16 protein-coding genes are annotated in these 21609 nt (G+C 36.6%); 13 read left to right on the top strand and 3 right to left on the bottom strand.

Annotated features, from left to right (window positions below; all coding sequences use genetic code 11):
* Positions 1–54: 54 nt before the first annotated feature.
* From BUE24_RS12640 to BUE24_RS12580, 13 genes are all read left to right on the top strand, one after another.
* Entirely contained in the window at positions 55–768 is a 714-nt protein-coding gene (locus tag BUE24_RS12640) for a FadR/GntR family transcriptional regulator (protein WP_073316389.1), read from the top strand.
* Positions 769–940: 172 nt separating this feature from the next.
* Entirely contained in the window at positions 941–3274 is a 2334-nt protein-coding gene (locus BUE24_RS12635; RefSeq protein WP_073316388.1) for a chondroitinase-B domain-containing protein, read from the top strand.
* An 18-nt stretch (positions 3275–3292) separates the two neighbouring features.
* Entirely contained in the window at positions 3293–5560 is a 2268-nt protein-coding gene (locus BUE24_RS12630) for a heparinase II/III domain-containing protein (RefSeq protein WP_073316387.1), read from the top strand.
* A 17-nt stretch (positions 5561–5577) separates the two neighbouring features.
* Positions 5578–5925, top strand: coding sequence for a cupin domain-containing protein (locus BUE24_RS12625; protein WP_073316386.1), 348 nt, complete (start codon positions 5578–5580; stop codon positions 5923–5925).
* A 492-nt stretch (positions 5926–6417) separates the two neighbouring features.
* Positions 6418–9534 (top strand): SusC/RagA family TonB-linked outer membrane protein, encoded by a 3117-nt coding sequence (locus tag BUE24_RS12620; RefSeq protein WP_073316385.1) that lies wholly within the window; start codon positions 6418–6420, stop codon positions 9532–9534.
* Between the two features lie 19 nt (positions 9535–9553).
* Complete coding sequence (locus BUE24_RS12615; RefSeq protein WP_073316620.1) at positions 9554–10987, top strand: RagB/SusD family nutrient uptake outer membrane protein; 1434 nt, start codon at positions 9554–9556, stop codon at positions 10985–10987.
* A gap of 17 nt (positions 10988–11004) precedes the next feature.
* Positions 11005–12012 (top strand): PKD domain-containing protein, encoded by a 1008-nt coding sequence (locus BUE24_RS12610; protein WP_084549515.1) that lies wholly within the window; start codon positions 11005–11007, stop codon positions 12010–12012.
* 8 nt (positions 12013–12020) lie between these two features.
* Positions 12021–12923 carry a polysaccharide lyase family 7 protein gene (locus BUE24_RS12605; protein WP_073316384.1) on the top strand — a complete coding sequence of 301 codons (903 nt, stop codon included), beginning with the start codon at positions 12021–12023 and terminating at the stop codon, positions 12921–12923.
* A gap of 220 nt (positions 12924–13143) precedes the next feature.
* On the top strand, positions 13144–13842 hold the full coding sequence (locus tag BUE24_RS12600) for a FadR/GntR family transcriptional regulator (protein WP_073316383.1): 699 nt from the start codon (positions 13144–13146) through the stop codon (positions 13840–13842).
* 166 nt (positions 13843–14008) lie between these two features.
* Positions 14009–15277 carry an MFS transporter gene (locus tag BUE24_RS12595; protein WP_073316382.1) on the top strand — a complete coding sequence of 423 codons (1269 nt, stop codon included), beginning with the start codon at positions 14009–14011 and terminating at the stop codon, positions 15275–15277.
* Between the two features lie 24 nt (positions 15278–15301).
* The gene (locus BUE24_RS12590; protein ID WP_073316381.1) at positions 15302–16063 is read left to right on the top strand and encodes an SDR family NAD(P)-dependent oxidoreductase; all 762 of its coding nucleotides are present in this window, start codon (positions 15302–15304) and stop codon (positions 16061–16063) included.
* A 38-nt stretch (positions 16064–16101) separates the two neighbouring features.
* Positions 16102–17106, top strand: a complete 1005-nt coding sequence (locus BUE24_RS12585; RefSeq protein WP_073316380.1) for a sugar kinase — start codon at positions 16102–16104, stop codon at positions 17104–17106.
* Entirely contained in the window at positions 17107–17793 is a 687-nt protein-coding gene (locus BUE24_RS12580; protein WP_073316379.1) for a bifunctional 4-hydroxy-2-oxoglutarate aldolase/2-dehydro-3-deoxy-phosphogluconate aldolase, read from the top strand.
* A 182-nt stretch (positions 17794–17975) separates the two neighbouring features.
* Here the strand turns inward: BUE24_RS12580 and BUE24_RS12575 are convergent, their stop codons facing one another.
* The 3 genes from BUE24_RS12575 to ilvC form a co-directional block, all read right to left on the bottom strand.
* Positions 17976–18533: a hypothetical protein gene (locus tag BUE24_RS12575; protein WP_073316378.1), complete on the bottom strand. Its 558-nt coding sequence runs from the start codon at positions 18531–18533 to the stop codon at positions 17976–17978.
* 198 nt (positions 18534–18731) lie between these two features.
* Positions 18732–19997 (bottom strand): threonine ammonia-lyase, encoded by a 1266-nt coding sequence (gene ilvA / locus BUE24_RS12570; RefSeq protein ID WP_073316377.1) that lies wholly within the window; start codon positions 19995–19997, stop codon positions 18732–18734.
* A gap of 117 nt (positions 19998–20114) precedes the next feature.
* A complete protein-coding gene (gene ilvC, locus BUE24_RS12565; RefSeq protein WP_073316376.1) occupies positions 20115–21599 on the bottom strand; it encodes a ketol-acid reductoisomerase in 1485 nt (494 codons plus the stop codon).
* Positions 21600–21609: the final 10 nt, after the last annotated feature.

Below are 21609 nucleotides of genomic sequence, written 5' to 3'. Positions count from 1 at the left end.
ATCTTTTGTGGTAAACCAAAATGGAATTACCCAATTGTCAAGTACCGAAACCTTATGAAAATAAACACGATCGATAAAACCAAAAAATCAGAAAACAAAAAGGAAAGCAAAGAAGAAGTTATTATTTCCAAAATAAGAGAACTCATCCTTTCCAAACAATTGGAACCTGGAGATCGACTTCCTGCAGAACGCGAACTTTCTGAGAAATTTGGAGTGACTAGAAATCAGCTTCGACAGGCACTACAAAAACTTGAGTTTTATGGTCTTGTAAAAAAGTTCCCTCAATCCGGCACACGGGTATCCAACATTGGTGTTACTGCATTAAATGGAATGATGTCGGATATTCTACAACTACAAAAACCTGATTTCAAATCTTTTGTTGAAACCAGGATTATTTTGGAAACCAATGCTGTGCAACTGGCTGCAAAGCGAAGAACGACACAGCAAATGGAAGAAATCCAAAAAGCGCATAAAGCGTACAGCGAAAAAGCTATGAAAGGTATTGCTGCAATTGAAGAGGATTTGATGTTTCATATCAAAATTGCTGAAGCAAGCAATAACAGTGTGATCAACTCTTTAATGCTTATTATTACACCAGAAATTATTACTCATTTTATTACAAATAAAGTGTGTAATAAAGAAGAGAGCTACTTATTAGTCAAAGAGCATCAGGCCATAGTGGATGCTATTCAAGAGCAAAAACCAGAAGAAGCTGTTCAACATTTGAAAGATCATTTTAAAGAACTTTATAAATATTGTGAGCAATAAACTACTCTATTACTATGATAATTCTCAATGAGAAATGATTAGAAATAGCACTCTTTATTTATACATTACGTAAGGAATCCATTAATTTTTTAATAAAAAAATAAATTTTCTTCTTTGATAATTGATTTATATTACTATTTTTGGTTAACCAAATTGGTTAACCAGATTTCATATGACAAAAATAGTAACATATTCCGCAGCACTTTTAGTACTACTTTTAGCCTCTTGTCAATCCTCGAATACTACAAAGGAGAACAATGCCATTACAACTTTACATGCATTTAATGATGCTGTACAACAAGCAAAACCTGGCGACTCCATCATCCTAGCTTCTGGTGTATGGGAAGATACCGAGTTACTATTTGAAGCCAAAGGGGAAAAAGATAATCCTATTACCTTAACTGTTGAAGAAAAAGGAAAAACAACACTAGAAGGAAACTCCAATCTTAGAATAGCGGGCGAATATCTTGTAGTGAGCGGTCTGGTTTTTAAAAATGGCTTCACTCCTACTTCAGAAGTGATCTCTTTTAAAAAAGATAAAAACACCTTCGCTTCGCATTCACGTCTTACCGAATGTGTGATTGATAACTACAGTAATCCCGAGCGAAGAGAACAAGATTATTGGATTGGTATCTACGGAAAAAATAATCGCATCGACCACAACCATTTCGAAGGTAAAGGAAATTTGGGAGTTACTATGGCGGTTCGTTTAAATTCTAAAAAATTTATAGAAAATCATCACCAAATCGATCATAATTATTTTGGTCCAAGACAAACCCTTGGTTCTAATGGTGGGGAAACATTACGTATAGGAACAAGCCATCACTCCTTAAGTAATTCAAACACCATTGTAGAAAACAACTATTTTGATCGTTGTGGCGGGGAGCTTGAAATCATTTCCAACAAATCTTGTCAAAACACCTTCCGTAACAATGTGTTTTATGAATGCAGGGGAACGCTTACCATGAGACATGGTAATGAGACCATGGTAAAAAACAATGTATTTATTGGTAATGGAATACCTAGCACAGGAGGTATCCGTGTGATTAACGGGAAACAAACAGTCGAAAACAACTACGGAATTGGACTTACCGGATATCGATTTGGCGGAGCCTTGGTTGTTATGAATGGTGTACCTAATTCACCACTTAACAGATATTTTCAAGTGGAAGATGCCAAAATAAATAATAACACTTTTATAAACTGCAACTATATACAGTTATGCGCAGGAAGTGATAGTGAGCGCAGTGCCACTCCCATCAATTCTGAAATGAAAAACAACATTTTTTATAATGAATCAAAAGATGATACCTTCACCGTATACGATGATATCAGTGGTATTGATTTTCAGAATAATATTATCAGTCTTAATACAAAACCAATCACAGAAAAGGGATTTGTATCCAAAAAACTAGCTCTTCAGAAAAATGCCCAAGGATTGCTGATTCCTACTCAAAGCGGCCAAGCCGGAGCCAGTATTGGAGAAAATACTCCTACTAAAGAAAACACAGGTCCTTCATGGTATCCTAAAACCAATGAGAAAATCAAATTTGATGCTGGTAAAACTATTCAAGTAGCCCCTGGGAATAATACGCTTTATGATGCGGTAAAAAATTCAGCGCCTGGAGACATCATACAACTCACCTCCCCTCATGGATATCTGGTCACCAAAACCATCGATATCAATCATCCGATTACTATTACCTCATTTCTTGAAAAATCAACAATTGTTTTTGAGAAAAATTCACTTTTTGATATTCAAAACGGAGGGAATCTCAAACTTAATAAGTTGATTTTTGATGGTAAAGAGGCTCCTGATTACTCTGGAAATTCGGTAATCAGAACCAGCAAATATTCTATGAATAAAAACTATACATTGCTGATCAATGCCTGTGAGTTTAAAAATTTGAACATCAACCACTCCTACAACGCCATCAAAGTATATAAAAACACAGTTGCAGATACAATTAGTATTACCAATTCTATCTTCAAAAATATTACCGGTGATATACTGGCTTTGGATAAGGAGATTGGAGAGAATGGGATATTCAATGCAGAATTTGTAATTCTCAAAAACAATGTGTTTTCAGACATCCAGGGAGCTGTTTTAAATCTGGTACGTGACGGTCGTGATGAGAGTACTTTTGGTCCTTTTCTAACTTTTGACCATAATGTGTTGGATAATGTTGGAAATGGAAAAAGAAATAAAAACAAAAAATCCATAACCATGGTAGGTGTGCAAAATGCAGAGATTAAAAATAGCATATTCAACAACAGTAAGGGAATACAAATGCATTTGGTTGTAGGTGGCCCTATTGCCAAAGTACATCATAACAATTTCTTTGATTCTGAAAAAGTGATCGTAACCGGAGATCAAGACTATGAAGTAAATACATTATGGTCTTTGGATCCCAAATTTTTGAACAAAACCACTTATTCGCTACAGGAAGATTCTGAACTTCAAAACAAGGGAGACGACGGACTTCATCTTGGACGTATTAAATAAGGTATAAAGGACGTATAAATGAACACACAAACATTTTTGACTAAGATTAGGCATTACTTCGTACTACCTATTTTATTTGTGGGGATATCCTTTATATATGCTCAAGATCACCCCAATCTAATCCTAACAAAAAAAGGAGTACAAGAAATCAGAAAACATCTTGGTCAGGTCCCTATTTTTGATCAAACACTAGCCAACGTTAAAGCCGAAATTGATATCGAAATGGAAAAAGGTATTCTTGTGCCAATTCCAAAGGATATGGCAGGAGGATATACGCATGATCAGCATAAAAAAAACTGGAAAACGCTTCAAAAAGCAGGGGTATTATATCAGATATTACAAGATGAAAAATATGCATCATACGTTCATGAGGTACTAAAAGCATACGCCAAAATGTATCCTACTTTGCCGCTGCATCCTCAGGAAAGATCATATGCACGGGGGAAAATTTTCTGGCAATGTTTAAATGATGCTAACTGGTTGGTATATGTTAGTCAAGCTTATGACTGCATTTATGAATATTTATCAAAAAAGGATAGAAAGTTTCTAGAGCAACAACTTTTTATTCCTTACGCAGATTTTTTATCCAAAGAAACTCCTCAATTTTTCAATCGCATTCATAATCACAGTACCTGGGGAAATGTCGCTGTAGGGATGATTGGATTAGTAATGGATAATAAGGAACTTGTTCAAAGAGCATTACATGGTTTACAGGGTGTAAAAGCTAATCCAAACCTTAAAGATAATGATGGAGGTTTTATATCGGTCGATGGACAAAAAACCGGATTTCTTGCTAATCTTGATGCTCCATTTTCTCCCGATGGATATTATACCGAGGGGCCCTATTACCAAAGATATGCTATGTATCCATTTATGGTGTTCGCTCAGGCGTTGCAAAACAAAAAACCGGAGTTAAACATTTTTGAATACAAAGATCAGGTATTGATCAAATCGGTCTATGCGTTGCTGAATTTAACAGATAGCGATGGTGAGTTTTTTCCTTTAAACGATGCTCAAAAAGGAATGTCTTATCTATCCAACGAATTGGTTTCTGCAGTTGATATTGCTTATTATTTTGGGCAAAAAGATCCAGCCTTACTAAGTATCGCAAAGAAGCAGAATAAAGTTCAGCTGGACGAAGCTGGATTACATGTAGCTTTAGGAATCAAAGAAAACAAAGTAAAAGCTTTCCCAAAAAACTCAATCACATTAAAAGATGGTGCTAACGGAGAGCAAGGAGGTATTAGTATATTAAGATCTAGTGACCATCCATTTGAATTGGTTATGAAATATACATCTCAGGGATTAAGCCATGGTCATTATGACAAATTATCCTATTCTTATTATAAGGATGGAAAAGAAGTCCTGCAAGATTATGGTTTAGCTCGATTTGTAAATATAGAACAAAAAAACGGCGGTGGATATTTAAAAGAAAATAAAACCTGGGCCAAACAAACTATAGCCCACAATACGATCATTCAAGATCAGATCTCTCATTTTGGTGGAAAATATGAGATCGGAAGTACACACCATTCTGAACCTTATCTATTCGATATTTCAAACCCAAAAATTCAATGGGTAAGTGCACAAGAAAAAAATGCTTACCCCAATACCTCTTTGCATAGAACTATGATCTTGCTAGAGGACAAAGATTTCAATACTCCCCTGCTTATTGATGTTATGCATTACGAATCAGATGAACCTCATCAATTTGACCTTCCTTTTTATTATAACGGACAAATAATAGCCACCAATTTTGAGTATAAAAAACCAGAAAAACTAGAGCCCTTAGGTGATGAATTTGGATACCAGCATTTATGGCTGGAAGGAAAAAGTGATGCATTATCCACAAAAACTTCTCAATTTACCTGGTTATCAAATCATCAGTTCTATACGATATCTATGCTTACCAATTCGGAAGATCTATTATTGTTTACTCGTATTGGAGCCAATGATCCCAAATTTAACCTTAGAAAAGATCCCGCACTTATCCATAGAAAAGTAGACTCTCAATCTGATACTTTTATTTCTATTATTGAAGCTCACGGATCCTACAGCCCTGTTACCGAACTTGCCAAAAATGCCTCTAGCACAATCAAAAGTGTTGAAAAAATTGAACTCCTCGATAAAAATTATATCGGATGGACAATTACTACAAAAACAGATCAAAAACATACCTTTTTGTTATGTCTAACCAATAACAAAAAAGAGGTTTTGCATACCATAAAATTTATGGGAAATACCATAGAATGGAAAGGCCCATATACATATAAAAAAACAAACTAATTTAAAACAGGTAAATAATGAAAAGTTTTGGTTCAAGTAACGAATTTGTATCAGGAAAGGAAATTGAATGGGAACAAGTAGGAGAAGGTGTACATCGCCAAATCATGGGATACGATGACAAACTCATGTTAGTAAACGTAAAGTTTGACAAAGGAGGAATTGGTGTTATGCATCAACACTATCATTCTCAAGTGACTTACGTAGTAAGTGGTAAGTTTGAGGTGACTATCGGTGAAGAAAAAAAGGTATTAACTACAGGAGATTCATTTTACATCCCACCAAATGTAATGCATGGAGCGATTTGTCTGGAATCAGGTTTTCTTATAGACACTTTCAGTCCAATACGAGAAGATTTTATGGAATAACAAGGCTTAAAAACCTGCACTAAACCTAGCGCAGCCCTTTCTCATATTGCGAATTTATTTATTCTCCCCTACCTCAAATTGAGAAACACTCAATTTTTTAACGATAAAAATCAATATAATTTTTTTTTAACATTAAAATAACATATATTTGGTAAACCAAATTGGTTATCCAGTTTGGTTTACCACAAAAAAACAATCAAATAATCACTAGAAAAAACTCAATACATTTTATGAAGTCAGTCAGAAATAATTAAAACAAAAAAGGACAGGTGCGCGCCTATCCTTTCTTCAATTACTTCTTTCGGAGGGAAGTAATAGTTAAACACATGATCTTGTCATCACATGCTCTACAAAAGTACAAAAATTTTAACAATTATGTTTGAGCTATGTGATTAGTACAAAGGGGAATTAGGAAATACATCTTCTTTATTATTCTTCATTAGGATATCCTTACCGATATCCCTCTCATTGTAGAAACATAACATATTTAAAATGAATTTTAAAATCAAACTAATTTTTATTGTCCTGGTCTTATCACAAATACCACTCTTGGCCCAGGAGAGCTATTTATTATCTGGTAGAGTCAGCGATGAAAAGGGATTACCTATACCAGGAGTAAATGTGATCATCACAAATACAAATACAGGGGCCTCTACAGATTTTGATGGTAATTATCAGATACAGGTCAAAGAAAAAGACGTATTACAATTTTCGTATATCGGATATGTAACTCAAACAGTAATCATTTCTGATCAAACAACACTAAATATAGTACTACAGGAAGATGCGGCAGAACTCGAACAGGTTGTAGTAATCGGATATGGAACACAAAAGAAATCATTACTAACCGGGGCTATTTCCAAAGTTGTTAATGAAGATCTGGATCAAATTGCAGTATCCAGGGTTGACGAAGCATTAATTGGTCAGGTTTCTGGGGTAAACATCAGAAACTCTGAAGGGGAAGCAGGTTCTGCTCCTACCATTAGAATTCGAGGTGTGGGATCGATCACATCAAACAACGGACCACTAGTTGTTGTAGACGGGGCCGTGGTGGATTCTGATTTTTTGACTAATATCGACATGAATAACGTAGAGTCTTTTGAAGTACTGAAAGATGCTGCTTCTGCTTCTATTTTTGGTTCGAGAGGATCTAATGGAGTTATTCAGATTACCACAAAACAAGGTAAAGAAGGAAAAGCCCGTTTTACCTATAATACGTTTACTGGGATTAAAGAAGGAAGAAGAAGTGATGCCTACGATATCGATTTTCAAGCTGAGTTAGACAGAGAACGTCGAATCACTGGCGGGCTTTCTTTAGGAAGTCAATTTAGACAACTCATCAACGCTGATAACGACTGGCAAGATATTATCCTGGATGGAGGTGTAATTCAAAGTCACAGTTTTAGTGTAAGAGGTGGTAGTAAAAAAACCAAATACAACGTAAACTTAAGTTATGTTTCGGATGATGGAGTATTACTAACCGATAGTTTTGAGAGATATCAAGCACAACTTAAGGTAAGTACAAAAGTTACGGACAACTTTAAAATAGGAGCTAGTTTTTCTCCATCTTACTCAAAACGAAGAAGATTTAGTGCTACCGGACTTTATGACGTGGTTAGACAACCGTCATGGGTCCCTTCTCGACTGGATGAAACCAACATTAACTTTGTAAACAGAGTACGTGATGGTGGTCGATTTGCTGATGCACAAATTGGAGATTACGTTCTGCAAAGAATGTTTGACGATTTCGAATACCCAACTGGAGCAACTAGTATTTTTGACGGAGCTGGGAACTTTCAAGGAGTTCCTGTAACCAGTGGTGTAGATATTAGTAACACCAGTAATATCAATCCTTTAGCCAAGCTATTAGAGCGTCAACGTTTTGAAAACCGATATAATTTCTTCGGAAACTTATATGCAGATTATAAGTTTACAGATGATTTAAGCTTTAAATCTACGTTTACTGCCACTTATGAAAATAGAATTAACACCGATTATCGTGGGGTGAACAATACCAGAAATGGAGCAGCAGCTGCAACGGCATCTTATGACACACGCAGTCGATATGCTTTAATTTCTGACAATATCTTAAGTTTTAACAAAAACATAGGAAAGCATAAGATTAGTGCTATCGCAGGTATTTCTTTGGAAAACAGATTTTTCGAAGAGTCACAGATTGAAGCTAGTGGATTTACCTCAGACTTAATTCCAAATGTTGGTGGAGGATCTATTATTAACGATGCCACTGCTTTTGAATATGAAAACTTTTTGAACGCCTTTTTAGGTCGTGTAATTTACTCTTATGACGACAAGTACTTATTTAATGCAAGTATCCGTCGTGATGGAAGTTCAATTTTTGGACAAGACACTAAATACGGTAACTTCCCTGCGGTATCTGCTGGTTGGGTAGTATCTAATGAAGCATTTATGGAAAATGTGGAATGGATCAACCAACTTAAATTCAGAGTAAGTTATGGGGTTACAGGTACTAACGATCTTAATGGAGATTTCTTAACCGAGAACTACCCTTCCCTTGCATTATTGGAGCCTTCTAGTGCAGTAATCGACGGAGCTATAACCAATGGTTTTAATCCGGTTAATATCCCTAATGCATTACTACAATGGGAAAGATCTGAAGAAATTAACCCAGGAGTTGACTTTGGTTTCTTTAATAATGCTATTTCTGGTTCTGTAGATTATTATAAAAGAACTAGTGATGAGTTACTACTGGACAATCCGGTTTCTGGAACTACTGGTTTCACATCGGCACTTGTAAACTTAGGAACAGTTGAAAATGAAGGTGTAGAGGTCGAATTAAGAACTCGATTTATTAATAGAGAAAAATTTAAATGGTCTGCCTCCTTAATAGGATCTTTTAACAAGAATACTTTAGTGGATTTTGGAGATTCAAACGGGCAGGTAGTAAATACTAATGATGGTAGCCGTTTGGTAGAATGGATTAACCTTGAAGGTCAACCGATTTCTTCATTCTATGGGTATGTATTTGATAGAGACATTGCTTTCGAATTTCTAAATGATCCATTTAGACAAGTCGGAAATAGAACGCAATTTGCCTACGCAAAAGATTTAAATGGTGATGGTCTAATCGATGAAGATGATAAAACTATTTTGGGTGACCCCTATCCAGACCTAATCTGGAGTTTTGGTAACGATATTCAAATTGGAAATGTAGATTTTAGTTTCCTTTTCCAAGGTAGTCACGGGGCAAAAACATATAACCTGGGAGATCAATACATTTTTGATTTCTTCAATAGTAATACGGTAGATTTTGATCGATCTATCACACCAGATCAAGAATTTTTGGTACAGCGTATATTCACTAGTCAGCTGGTACAAAATGCTGGTTACGTGGCGCTACGTACGGTAAGTTTAGGATTCAATTTCCCAGATCAGGTGCTTGATAATTTGAATTTATCTAGTCTTAGACTATATGCTACTGGTCAAAACTTACTATTCATCACAGCTGATGATTATACAGGTTGGAATCCAGAACATGTTCGAGAGCTAACACCACTTACCTTTGGTTATCAAAGAGGTGGTACGCCAATACAACAAACTATAACACTAGGTGTAAATGTTGAATTTTAACATCCCTAAAACAAGACTTATGAAACTAATAAAAATATATTCATTGTTTTGCCTGGCCGCTTGTTTATGGTCATGTGATTTAGACACCGTGCCAGAATCGGCGACTACCGTTGATAATTTCTTTAATGATGATGATGAAATAACAGCAGGAATCATCAACATATATGATGGTTTACAAGGTAGTAATCCATTAGAAGGCGATGGCGGTTTTAACAATCCACATTTAGCGATACAGATAGAATACCAAATGGCAGAAACGCTAAGTGACAATTCCAGAACCAAAAGTGGATCTCCTCAAGGTTTTGACTTTGAAACTTTTACAGTAACTCCAGAAACTGCTGCGGTAATCACCTATTACCGAAGTATGTACAATATCATTTTTAGAGCAAATCTGGTACTAGAAAATCTAGAAAATGCATCTGAAGAAAATGCCAATAGATTTGAAGCAGAAGCTCGTTTTCTTAGAGCATATGCATACTTTAATCTGGTTCGTTTTTATGGAGATGTTCCTCTAGTGGATAGAGTAATTGGTCCACAGGAAACAGAAATTGCTTTTACCCGAGTGGATGAGAGTTTAGTTTACGAACTAATTGTAAGTGATCTTCAGTTTGCAGTTGCTAGTGATTTAGATAATAGCTTTAGAACTAGAGCGTCAAAAGCCGCTGCACAAACTTTTCTTGCAAAAGTATACTTAACTCTAGGAACCAATTACCTGGAAGCACAGCGTTTATTAGAAGACGTGATTGCTAGTGGCGACTATAGTCTAGAACCTAATTTCTTAGATATATTTTATAACGAAGCTAATGATGAAACAGTATTCTCTATTGGTTTTGATGATACCATTGTAAATGACAGCCAAGGGTTTTCTGCAGAATTTTTGGATGCTGTAGGTCGCGGTACCGGTTCAAATTATGCAACTGCCGAGTTAGTTGAAGCTTTCAACAATTTTGGAGGAAATAGAGGACAATTTACATTTAGAGAAGACCCAGGAAATCCAGGGTTGTTTCAAACCGTAAAATTCCTTCCTATTGTAGATGAAACTGTCGGAGTTACTACGGCACCGGCTAACCCTAGAATTGCTGGTAATGATTGGATAGTAACCCGATATGCAGATGTATTATTACTTCATGTCGAAGCGATTATGGCTGGTGGTCTAGAAACTAGTGCTCCTGCGGCAATTGCTTCTTTCCAGGCAGTACGACAAAGAGCCGGTATCATGGATCCTGTAACCAATATTACCAAGCAAGCATTAATGGATGAAAGACGTGTAGAGTTAGCTTTCGAGAATCATCGTTTTCTTGATTTGAAACGTTTCGGAGTGGCGCAAGATGTTTTGTCTGCTTTTTCTGCAGCAAATAGTTTTGAATTTCAAGCTACAGATCTACTACTGCCAATTCCTGGAGCAGAGATTTCTATTAGTCAAGGATTGCTAACACAAAACCCAGGATACTAAAGTTAAAACATAACGTTATGAAGAAAATAATTTTAAACAATCAAATACTTTCAAAAGCCAGCATAGCGCTGCTTCTGGTTTTTGCTACGGTATTTGCCTCTTGTGAGTTTATAGACGAATTACCTGAAGAAAACTCCATCGCAGATGAGACACCTCCAACGGCATTCTTCACATTTACGAATGGAGTTGAAATTGAGACTTTTACAAGGGTAACTTTTGCCAATCAATCTGATAATGCAACTTCTTATAGTTGGGATTTGGGTGATGGGAATACCTCTACAGAAATAGACCCAGTAAATGTTTACCCAGGAGAAGGTTCTTTTACTGTTACCTTAACAGTTTCTGACGCATTAGGACAAACCTCTACCTACTCTGAAACTATAGAGTTAATCGAGCCAGATGTGCCGGATGTGCCAGATCCTGTAATACTCAACCCCGATTTTGACAGACTGCCAAAATCTTCAGGATCGGATTGTACCTGTTCTGGATGGATCAACAGAAGTGTTGGGGAGCAAGGTGAGTCTAGTAGCGGTAACGGTTCTGATGTCATCAAGTTAGATAATGCAGAACCAGATCACGCGTATCAAGAATTTGCCGTAACTCCAAATTCAGATTATAGAATCGAAATCCCTATTCGTTTCGAATCTGATCAAGCTGGAGATCTACCTACTCAATTAGAAGTAAGAGTACTAGCTGGAGAAGGCTACGTAGATGGATATACTCCTACTACTTATGCAGATACGGTGGAGATTCCACAGGATGGTTTTGGTTATACTTCAATCGCTCAGATCGAAGACGCAGCTAACAATCTATTATTAGAAACTGTAGATAATCCTGATACATCAGAGTATCGTTTATTTACTTTCTTCTTTAACTCAGGAGCCAATGATAGCGTAGCGTTATTTATACGCGGTATCGGTAACTCTGGACCTGAAGACCCTGCTGACTTTGCACTATACGGTTACTCTAGCGGTGATGAAGAAGTACGTTTAGATTCTGTAACCATTACAGCAATTAATAACTAATTGAGAAAATGAAAATCATTCAAAATAACATATTCTCATTTTTGATAGCACTAAGTCTATCTGCAAGCGCTGCCTGTCAAGCACAAAATGGCAGCGTTGCAGAGGCTAGTACTATGGAAGAATCAGAAGGAAATAAAGAAGAGACAGCACAATCTGGCAAAATAGATTTGAGTCATTGGAAAGTTACGTTGCCAATAGGCAGCCCAAAACCAATTAACGTTTCTCCTCCTGAAATTTTGGATTACGCAAATCATCCTACTTTACAAAAGTATATGTATGATGACCCCAAAGATGGTTCCCTGGTGTTTTATGCAACACCAGGTGCAACCACTACAAACACCAAATATTCTCGATGTGAACTCAGAGAACAGCTTGTTCCTGGTAAAAACAATGTGAATTGGAGTTTTAAGGATGGGGGTAGAATGAAAGCTACTATTGCAATCGATGAGATTTCGAAAAACAAAAAAGGGAAGCACGATAAAGTAATTGTGCTACAGATTCACGGTAGATTATCTAATGAACAGAAAGAATTAATTGGAAAAAAAGATAATGACGCCCCTCCTATTATGAAAGTATACTGGAATAATGGTAGAATTAGATTAAAATCAAAATTCTTAAAAAATCCTGATGCTACAGATAAGGAAGTACTGCGTAAAGATGCCTGGGGAGATGATGAAGGGTATAATTTCCCAAAGAAGGTTGGTTTCGAAAAATTTACCGTCGAAATCATAGCCTCCGAAGGTAAAATGGAGGTGATCCTTAATGACAAATACCGCAAAGTGTATAGAGGATACGATATGAAAAGATGGGGAGTTTTTGAAAACTATTTCAAAGCTGGAAATTACCTAGCCACCAAAACTCCAAAAGCTTTTGCCAAAGTTAAATTTTATGACCTAGAAGTTTCTCATTAACCAGTAAACCAACTAGAAACCACAACCGTATGAGAACAGTTTTTTGAGATAGCCATAACACCGGGTTTATTACCCAGTACTATCCTTGGATAATAAACCCGGATAGTTATTTCAGAAAAAAAATAATATTGATGATAGATATGCTTTTGTAGTATTTGATAATTTTATAAATTTGGATAACCAATCTGGTTAACCAGTTTTCTCAACACTCATTTGAACTATGAAATTAGAAATTTTAAATAATGAAAATCACGACATTCAGAAAAAGATCATTTCTGCAATTCGCGATTTGATTAACCACAAAAATTTAGAGCCTGGTGATAAACTTCCTTCAGAAAGAACTTTATCTGAAAAGTTTGAAGTAAGTAGAGGAAACATCCGTGAAGCGATTCAAAAACTGGAGTTTTATGGACTTCTGGAATCCATTCCACAAAGTGGCACATTTGTAGCCAATATTGGTATTACAGCACTTAATGGAATGATAGAAGATATTCTGCGGCTAGAAGAACCTGATTTTAAATCTTTGGTAGAAACCAGAATTCTTTTAGAACTAAAAACGGCCCAATTAGCAGCCATACGAAGAACTGAAGAAGATTTACAAGCAATTAAAGAAGCACTAGATGCCTATTCTGAAAAGGTAATCAATGGTGAAGATGCCGTACAAGAAGATTTACTATTTCATCTTGCTATTGCAAAAGCCAGTAGAAACAGTTCGATGAATACGTTCATGCTTATTATAACGCCAGGAATCATCACCAATTTTGAGAAGTATCACGTATGTGATAAAAACCAAGCTTTTTTAGGGATACAAGAGCATACTGATATTTATGCAGCTATCCGCTCTCAGGACCCTAAACTAGCTAAAGAAAAGATGAAAGCGCATTTTAAAATTTTATATCAATACTGCTATAATCAATAAAAACGTAAAGCACTAATTAACAAACATAACACTCTTAAAATCATTCAACCGAATGTGTTGGTTATTACAACCAAGTATTCAATTTCAACAATGGTTTTACAAACTGTTACGGTAATCGGAGTATCACTAAGAACCTCTTTTACCCTATCTAGAACCAAAATAGACTATGAAAATTAAAGGATTACGATGGTGGATTATTGGCCTGGTTTGCCTAGCCACAATTATCAATTATATAGATCGATCTGCATTAGGTATCATGTGGCCCGAAATGAAAAAAGATCTGGGGCTAACTGAAGAAGACTATGCCTGGATCATCAACATTTTTACGATCACTTATGCTGCAGGTAAGTTTATTTCTGGTTGGGTTTATGACAAAGTAGGAACCAAAATCGGATTTGTATTATCTATATTTTTCTGGTCGCTGGCTTCCTTACTTCATTTCTTCGCCAGAGGTTTAGCCTCTTTAGGTTTATACCGAGGAATTTTAGGAGTTTCTGAAGCCGGAAATTGGCCCGGAGCAGTAAAAAACAATGCAGAATGGTTTCCTATCAAAGAGCGAGCTGTAGCCCAAGGTATTTTTAATGCTGGTGCTGCTATTGGTTCGATAGTAGCTGCACCAACAATTGCTGAGTTGTTTGGCGCTTATGGGTGGAGATGGACATTTATCATTATAGGAGTTATCGGTTTTGTATGGATCATTCCGTGGTTGATTTTCAATAAGAAACAACCAAAACAACATCCTTGGATTACTGATCAGGAAAAAGAATATATCCTATCTGATCAGGAATCAACTAAAGAAGATGGTAAACAAGAAAAAAGGTTACCCCTACTAAAAATATTAAGCTTTAAAGAAGCATGGGGTATATTGGCTTCCCGTTTTTTTATAGAACCCATTTGGTGGTTGTTTGTATTCTGGATGCCGATTTATCTTAATAAAGAATATGGGTTTAATGTAAAAGAAATTGGTCTTTACGCATGGTTCCCTTACGTAGGTGCCGCCATAGGAAGTATTGCCGGAGGGTGGTATGTACAACGACTCATGAAGTCGTTAAGTCTAGACAAAGCACGAAAGCGGGTAATCGCATTAGGAGGAGCAATTATTTTCTTGGCCATACTAGGAGCTATTCTATTTGCAGATACACCCATCAAGTTTGTGTCTTTTGTATTTATCGTGCTATTTGGTTTCCAATTTTCGATCAGTAATATACAGACCTTATCCAGTGATCTTTTAAAGAGTAAATCTGTTGGAGCCCTCGCTGGACTTGCTGGTACTATCGGAGCCATTTCGGTAGCCATCATGAATTTTGTAATTCCCAAAATAACAACGGTGTCATATACGCCTGCATTTATCATTCTGGCAGTTTTAGCACCACTATCTGTTTTATCAATTTTTGTACTAATCAAAGAGATAAAACCCTTAAAAGAAGAAAAATAAAACAACTAAAATAAAACTATAAAAATGAACTTAAACGGAAAAGTTGCTATCGTAACCGGAGCTACCGGTGGTATCGGTTTCGGCGTAGCTAAAAGACTAGGTAAAGATGGATTTACTGTTATTCTAAACGGTATCGAAGATGATAAAGGAGCAGAAAGAGTTGCCGAGCTTAAAGCTGAAGGGATCACTGCAGAATACTTTGGTTTTGATGTAACCGATGAGGAGGCTGTAAATACAAATATTAAAGCAATTGGAGAAAAATATGGTAAAATTAATGTCCTGGTAAATAATGCAGGTGGATTGGGAGGAAGATCCAGATTTGAAGAAATGACAACAGAATTCTATAGAGGTGTAATGGCTCTGAATCTAGATTCTACCTTTTTTGCTTCAAGAGCAGCCATTCCTTACCTAAAGAAAGCTGAAGGTGCGTCTATTATTAATTATTCTTCTAATGCAGGATGGACCGCAGGTGGACCTGGTGCAGGAATTTACGGAACCTCAAAAGCAGCCGTTCATGCTATTACCAGAGCGTTAGCAAAAGACTTGGCAGAGTACGGAATTCGAGTAAATGCGGTATCTCCAGGAACGATTGACACTCCCTTTCACTCACAGATTAAATCCACAAAACCTGAAGTTTTTGCCTCATGGAAAAACAATATTTTATTAGGCAGACTAGGACAGCCAGAAGATGTTGCTTCAGTGGTTTCTTTTCTAGCGAGTGATGATTCCGCATTTATCACTGCAGAAACTATTCAAATTGGTGGAGGGCAAGCACTAGGAATTTAAAAATAAAGATTAAATTATAGCTGAAATAATAGAGTATAATGAACACAATAGTAACCTTTGGAGAAGTTTTAATGAGAATTGCTCCTTTAGGAAATAAAAAATTAAAACAGTCTAACCAATTAGAATATTACTTTGGTGGAACAGAAGCCAACGTAGCCATTTCTCTTGCACAATTGGGAAATAGCACACAACACGTTGGTGCAGTATCGAATGATTTTTTGGGAGAAGCTGTCAAAGGTTACTTGCAACAAAATGGAGTAAATACCTCAGCTATTCAGGATTCATCTCATCCTCTCGGTGTATACTTTATGGAAACCGGAGCTGTGATGCGATCTACTACCATAAGTTATAATCGCGCACATTCTGCCTTTTGTAATATCGATCCAAAAATTATTGATTGGTATGCTATTCTGGAAAACGCAAATTGGTTTCATTGGACAGGAATCACTCCTGCCCTATCAGAAAATGCTTATCAGGCACTAAAAGATGGATTAGTAGTTGCCAATGAATTAGGCATTACAATATCGGCAGATCCAGCCTATAGAAGTAATTTATGGAAGTACGGTAGAGATGCCAAAGCAACGCTAAATGAGTTAGTAGGACTGTCTAATATTTTTATCGGAGGTCCAAATGAAATTAATGAGCTATTAGACACCTCTTATTCTAATGAAATAGAGCAATTTATTGAAGCGAGTTCTACGGTAATGGATCGTCATAAAGGATTACAGAAAGTTTTTGATAAAACAAGATCTTCTCGTAATGTAAATTGGCATAAAATAAAAGCCAGAACATGGAATGGAGTAGAGTTTGCAGAAACGAGAGAGTTAGAAATCACCCATGTAGTGGATCGAATAGGTACAGGAGATGCTTTTGCCGCAGGCCTAATCCATGGACTGCTTCATTATGACGATTATGAAGCGCTTGAATTTGCAAATGCTGCTTGTGCTTTGAAACATACTATAGAAGGAGATGCTAATTTAGTTTCAGAAACAGAAATAAAGAACATAGTAAAAGGTAACGTAAACGGAAGAATATTAAGGTAAATGGCTAGATATACCCGAATAGAAGTTGTACAAACCATAGAAAATACAGGACTGGTTCCTTTATTTTATCATGAAGACATAGATACTGTAAAACAGGTAATACAGGCCTGCTACGATGGCGGTGCCAGAGTGTTCGAATTTACCAACAGAGGAGAAGCTGCCTATGAAGTTTTTTCTGGGATATCCTCCTGGATCAAAAAAGAATTACCAGAGATGATATTAGGCATTGGTTCTATTGTAGATCCGGCCACAGCATCTCTGTATATTTTAAAAGGGGCAAACTTTATCGTTTCCCCTATTTTAAACCCAGAAATTGCAAAAACATGTAACCGACAAAAGGTATCCTGGTTACCCGGTTGTGCTACCTTATCTGAAATCAATTATGCCGAAGAACTTGGAGCAGAAATTGTAAAAATATTTCCAGCTAGTCAAGTTGGTGGACCGGGTTTTGTAAAAAGCGTGAAAGCACCATGTCCCTGGACCAGTATTATGGCTAGTGGTGGAGTAGCACCTGACGAAAAAAACCTAAGTGAATGGTTTCAATCAGGTGTGTTTTGTGTAGGAATGGGGTCCAAATTGATCATAAAAAATCAGGATGGTACTTTTGACTATCAAAAAATAACAGAACTCACCAAAACATCTATTTCTATTATTCATAAAACCAAAGTATCCATAAATCAAAGATAAATCTAATGTTGTGTAGTTATGTAAGTTTAAAGCATGAATTAGATTATGATTGACATCTTAGTTTTCGCTTGTCAATACCCTTGTACAATTAGTGCAAGGGTTTTTCTTTTTAAGAAGACCTGAATAAAAAAGTACGACCCAGAAGATCGTACTTTGTAAACTTATTTTTTATATATGGAATTTTAGTTTCCTCCGAAAGTAAATAACAGTCCTAGGTTAAAAGAAATATCTCCTACTGAAGCATCTCCTGTCTTACCCGCACTCAAATAAGCAGCGTGCACATTAAGTACTCCATACTTGAATCCCAAAGCTGGGCGAATAGCAAAATTAGAAGTACTAGCTGCTAATTCTGCAGAGGTTCCATCAACTTCGATAGCTCCGATAGTAGCTAGACCAATACCAAGACCACCATAAGGTTTGAAAGCAGTGTCGGTAAAATAGTAACGACCATTAAGCAAGTAACTTCCAACAGCTACATTTCCAATTTCTGCCGCTGTTTGTCCCGCTACAGCTACGATATCCGCTCCAACTAAGAAATCTCCGGCATATAGGAAAGAAACGTCGATATTCTCTGTAATGCCATATCCTAGTTCAAAGTGAGCAGCTATACCTCCATCGGTAAAATCTGCAACATCTCCAGACGGTACTGCGTAACCAACACCAAAACCAAGTTTAACTTGTGCGTTTGTAGCTGTAAATCCAAATAATGCTACTGCGATAAATAATAGAGTTTTTTTCATAATAGATTTAGGTTTTTATCGTTTAAGTGCACAATATATCGATAAAAAGTTGATTTTAACAAATTATTTTGAAAGTTTTTTCATTTCATTTGATAAAATACCGAACCCAAATCAATTGATTTGGCCACTATTACATGTACTAATTATAGGGGAATTTCGTATCTATTATTCCTATTTCAGAAGCCTAAATTGTATTTTTCAAACTAAAAATTGAAACAAATGGGGTTTATCATTTAGATAATCTCCAAAGAAGTTATATTGTTTCATTCTGGAAATTAAGGGTTGTAGATCTTCCTTGTTCTTTAGTTCGATCCCTACTACAGCCGGACCATTTTCTCTACTCGATTTTTTAGAGTATTCAAAATGGGTAATATCATCATTAGGCCCCAAAACTTCTCCCAAAAATTGTTTTAAAGCCCCTGCTCTTTGCGGAAAACGAATAATAAAGTAATGTTTCAAATCTGCATATAACAATGCTCTTTCTTTGATTTCAGCCGTTCTTGTGATATCGTTGTTACTACCACTTACAATACAAACCACATTTTTACCTTTGATTTGTTCTTTGTATGCCTCTAGCGCCGCCAACGTTAATGCTCCCGCAGGTTCTACTACGATGGCATCTCTATTATATAAATCCAAGATGGTTTGACATACCTGGCCTTCGTGCACGGTGTACATATCTGAAAGGTACTCTTTGCAAATATTAAAATTAAGATCACCTACCTTTTGCACCGCAGCTCCATCTATGAATTTATCGATATCAAAAATCTCAGTATTTTTATTGTTTCTGATTGAGGTTAACATTGAAGGAGCTCCTTGTGGCTCTACTCCTATGATTTTTGTTTTTGGAGATAAGGATTTCATGGCGCCACATAAACCAGATGCGAGCCCTCCCCCTCCTATGGCAACAAAAATATAGTCTATAGGCACATCACTTTGTTTAAAAATCTCAAGTCCTATAGTTCCTTGTCCTTCGATGGTTTTAGGATCTTCAAAAGGATGAACAAATGTTTTACCCTCGGATTTACAAATGGCTTTTGCAGCTTTGGAAGAATCATCAAAGGTATCTCCTTCCAGTACAATTTTTACATGTTCGCCACCAAACATTTGCGTTTGCTCTACTTTTTGTTTTGGAGTAACCGCTGGCATGTAAATAGTACCATTTATTCCCAAATGGTTACAGGCAAAAGCGACTCCTTGAGCATGATTGCCCGCACTTGCACAAACTACTCCTCTATCTAACTCCTCTTTAGAAAGTGAGCTGATTTTATTAAAAGCGCCTCTAATTTTATAGGAACGTACACGCTGAAGATCTTCTCGCTTCAGCAGAATATTAGCATCATATCTTTTAGAATAGCGTATACTATTCATTAAAGGTGTGACCATAGCCACTTCTTTAATAACTGTCGCTGCTTTTTGAATATCTTCTAATTCAGGAAAATATGTGGTGGTTATTGTACTCATAATTCCTTTTGTACGTTCTTAATCTTTTTGTCAGCCAGGACCCATCAAAGGTCACACAATACACATCTCAAAATACCTCAACAGATCCGGCCGTACAAAAAATGGTTGGTTATAGTTTTAGTTGGTTTCCACTATTGGTTTCATAGCAGTCATAGAAGCTCTTAATCTAGCTCCTACAATTTCTATAGGGTGATTTCTTAGCGTAGCATTTACTTCTACTAATTTGGAGTTATGCACTCCATTCACCTTTCCTGCATGATATGCTTTACCAATTACATCGGTATCGATGTTTTTCATAAAATCAGCTAGTAATGGCTTACACGCATGGTCAAAAAGATAGCACCCGTATTCTGCCGTATCTGAAATTACACGATTCATTTCGAATAATTTTTTTCTGGCAATCGTATTTGCTATCAGTGGTGTTTCATGCAAAGATTCATAGTATGCAGATTCTTCAATAATTCCAGATTCGGTCATCGCTTCGAAAGCTAGTTCTACTCCTGCTCTTACAAAAGCGATCATTAACACCCCATGGTCATAAAACTCCTGCTCTGTAATCTCTACATCACCTGCTGGCGTCTTTTCAAAAGCAGTTTCTCCGGTTGCGGCTCTCCATGACAATAGATTATGATCATCATTTGCCCAGTCCTCCATCATTGTTTTGGAGAAATGCCCAGTGATGATGTCATCCATGTGTTTACGGAAAAGTGGGCGCATGATGGTTTTCAACTCTTCTGAAAGATCAAAAGCTTTAAGCTTTGAAATATTTGGTAATCGATCCATCATATTAGTAATACCACCGTATTTCATTCCCTCAGTAATGGTTTCCCAACCATATTGAATCAATTTTGAAGCATAACCAGGATCAATTCCTTTTTCTACCATCTTATCGAAGCATAGAATAGACCCTGTTTGTAACAACCCACAAAGAATGGTTTGCTCTCCCATTAAATCCGACTTTACTTCGGCTACAAATGAAGATTCCAAAACTCCTGCTCTATGTCCTCCTGTAGCAGCAGCATAAGCCTTTGCCTGTTCAAAACCATGAGCCTGAGGATCATTTTCTGGATGTACAGCTATCAAAGTAGGAACTCCAAACCCTCTTTTGTATTCTTCTCGTACTTCAGAACCTGGGCATTTTGGTGCTACCATGATCACCGTTAGATCGTCACGTACCTTCATCCCTTCTTCTACAATATTGAACCCATGAGAATACGATAATGTTGCTCCTTTTTTCATTAAGGGCATTACTGTATTTACTACCTGGGTATGTTGTTTATCTGGAGTCAGATTGATTACCATATCCGCTTGAGGAACCAACTCCTCGTACGTCCCCACAGTAAAATTATTCTCTGTAGCATTTTTATAAGACTGCCTTTGCTGCTCTATCGCAGACGCTCTTAAAGCATATGAGATATCCAATCCGGAATCTCTCATGTTTAGCCCTTGATTAAGTCCCTGAGCCCCGCAGCCTACAATGACCACTTTTTTTCCTTCTAATGCAGATACTCCATCCTCAAACTCTGAGGCGTCCATAAATCTGCATTTTCCTAACTGTGTTAGTTGATCTCTTAATGATAGCGTATTAAAATAATTTGCCATTTTACTTCGT

This window comes from Aquimarina spongiae (genome assembly GCF_900141785.1).
Classification (GTDB): Bacteria; Bacteroidota; Bacteroidia; order Flavobacteriales; family Flavobacteriaceae; genus Aquimarina; species Aquimarina spongiae.
This window is presented reverse-complemented; position numbering and strand designations above follow the sequence as displayed.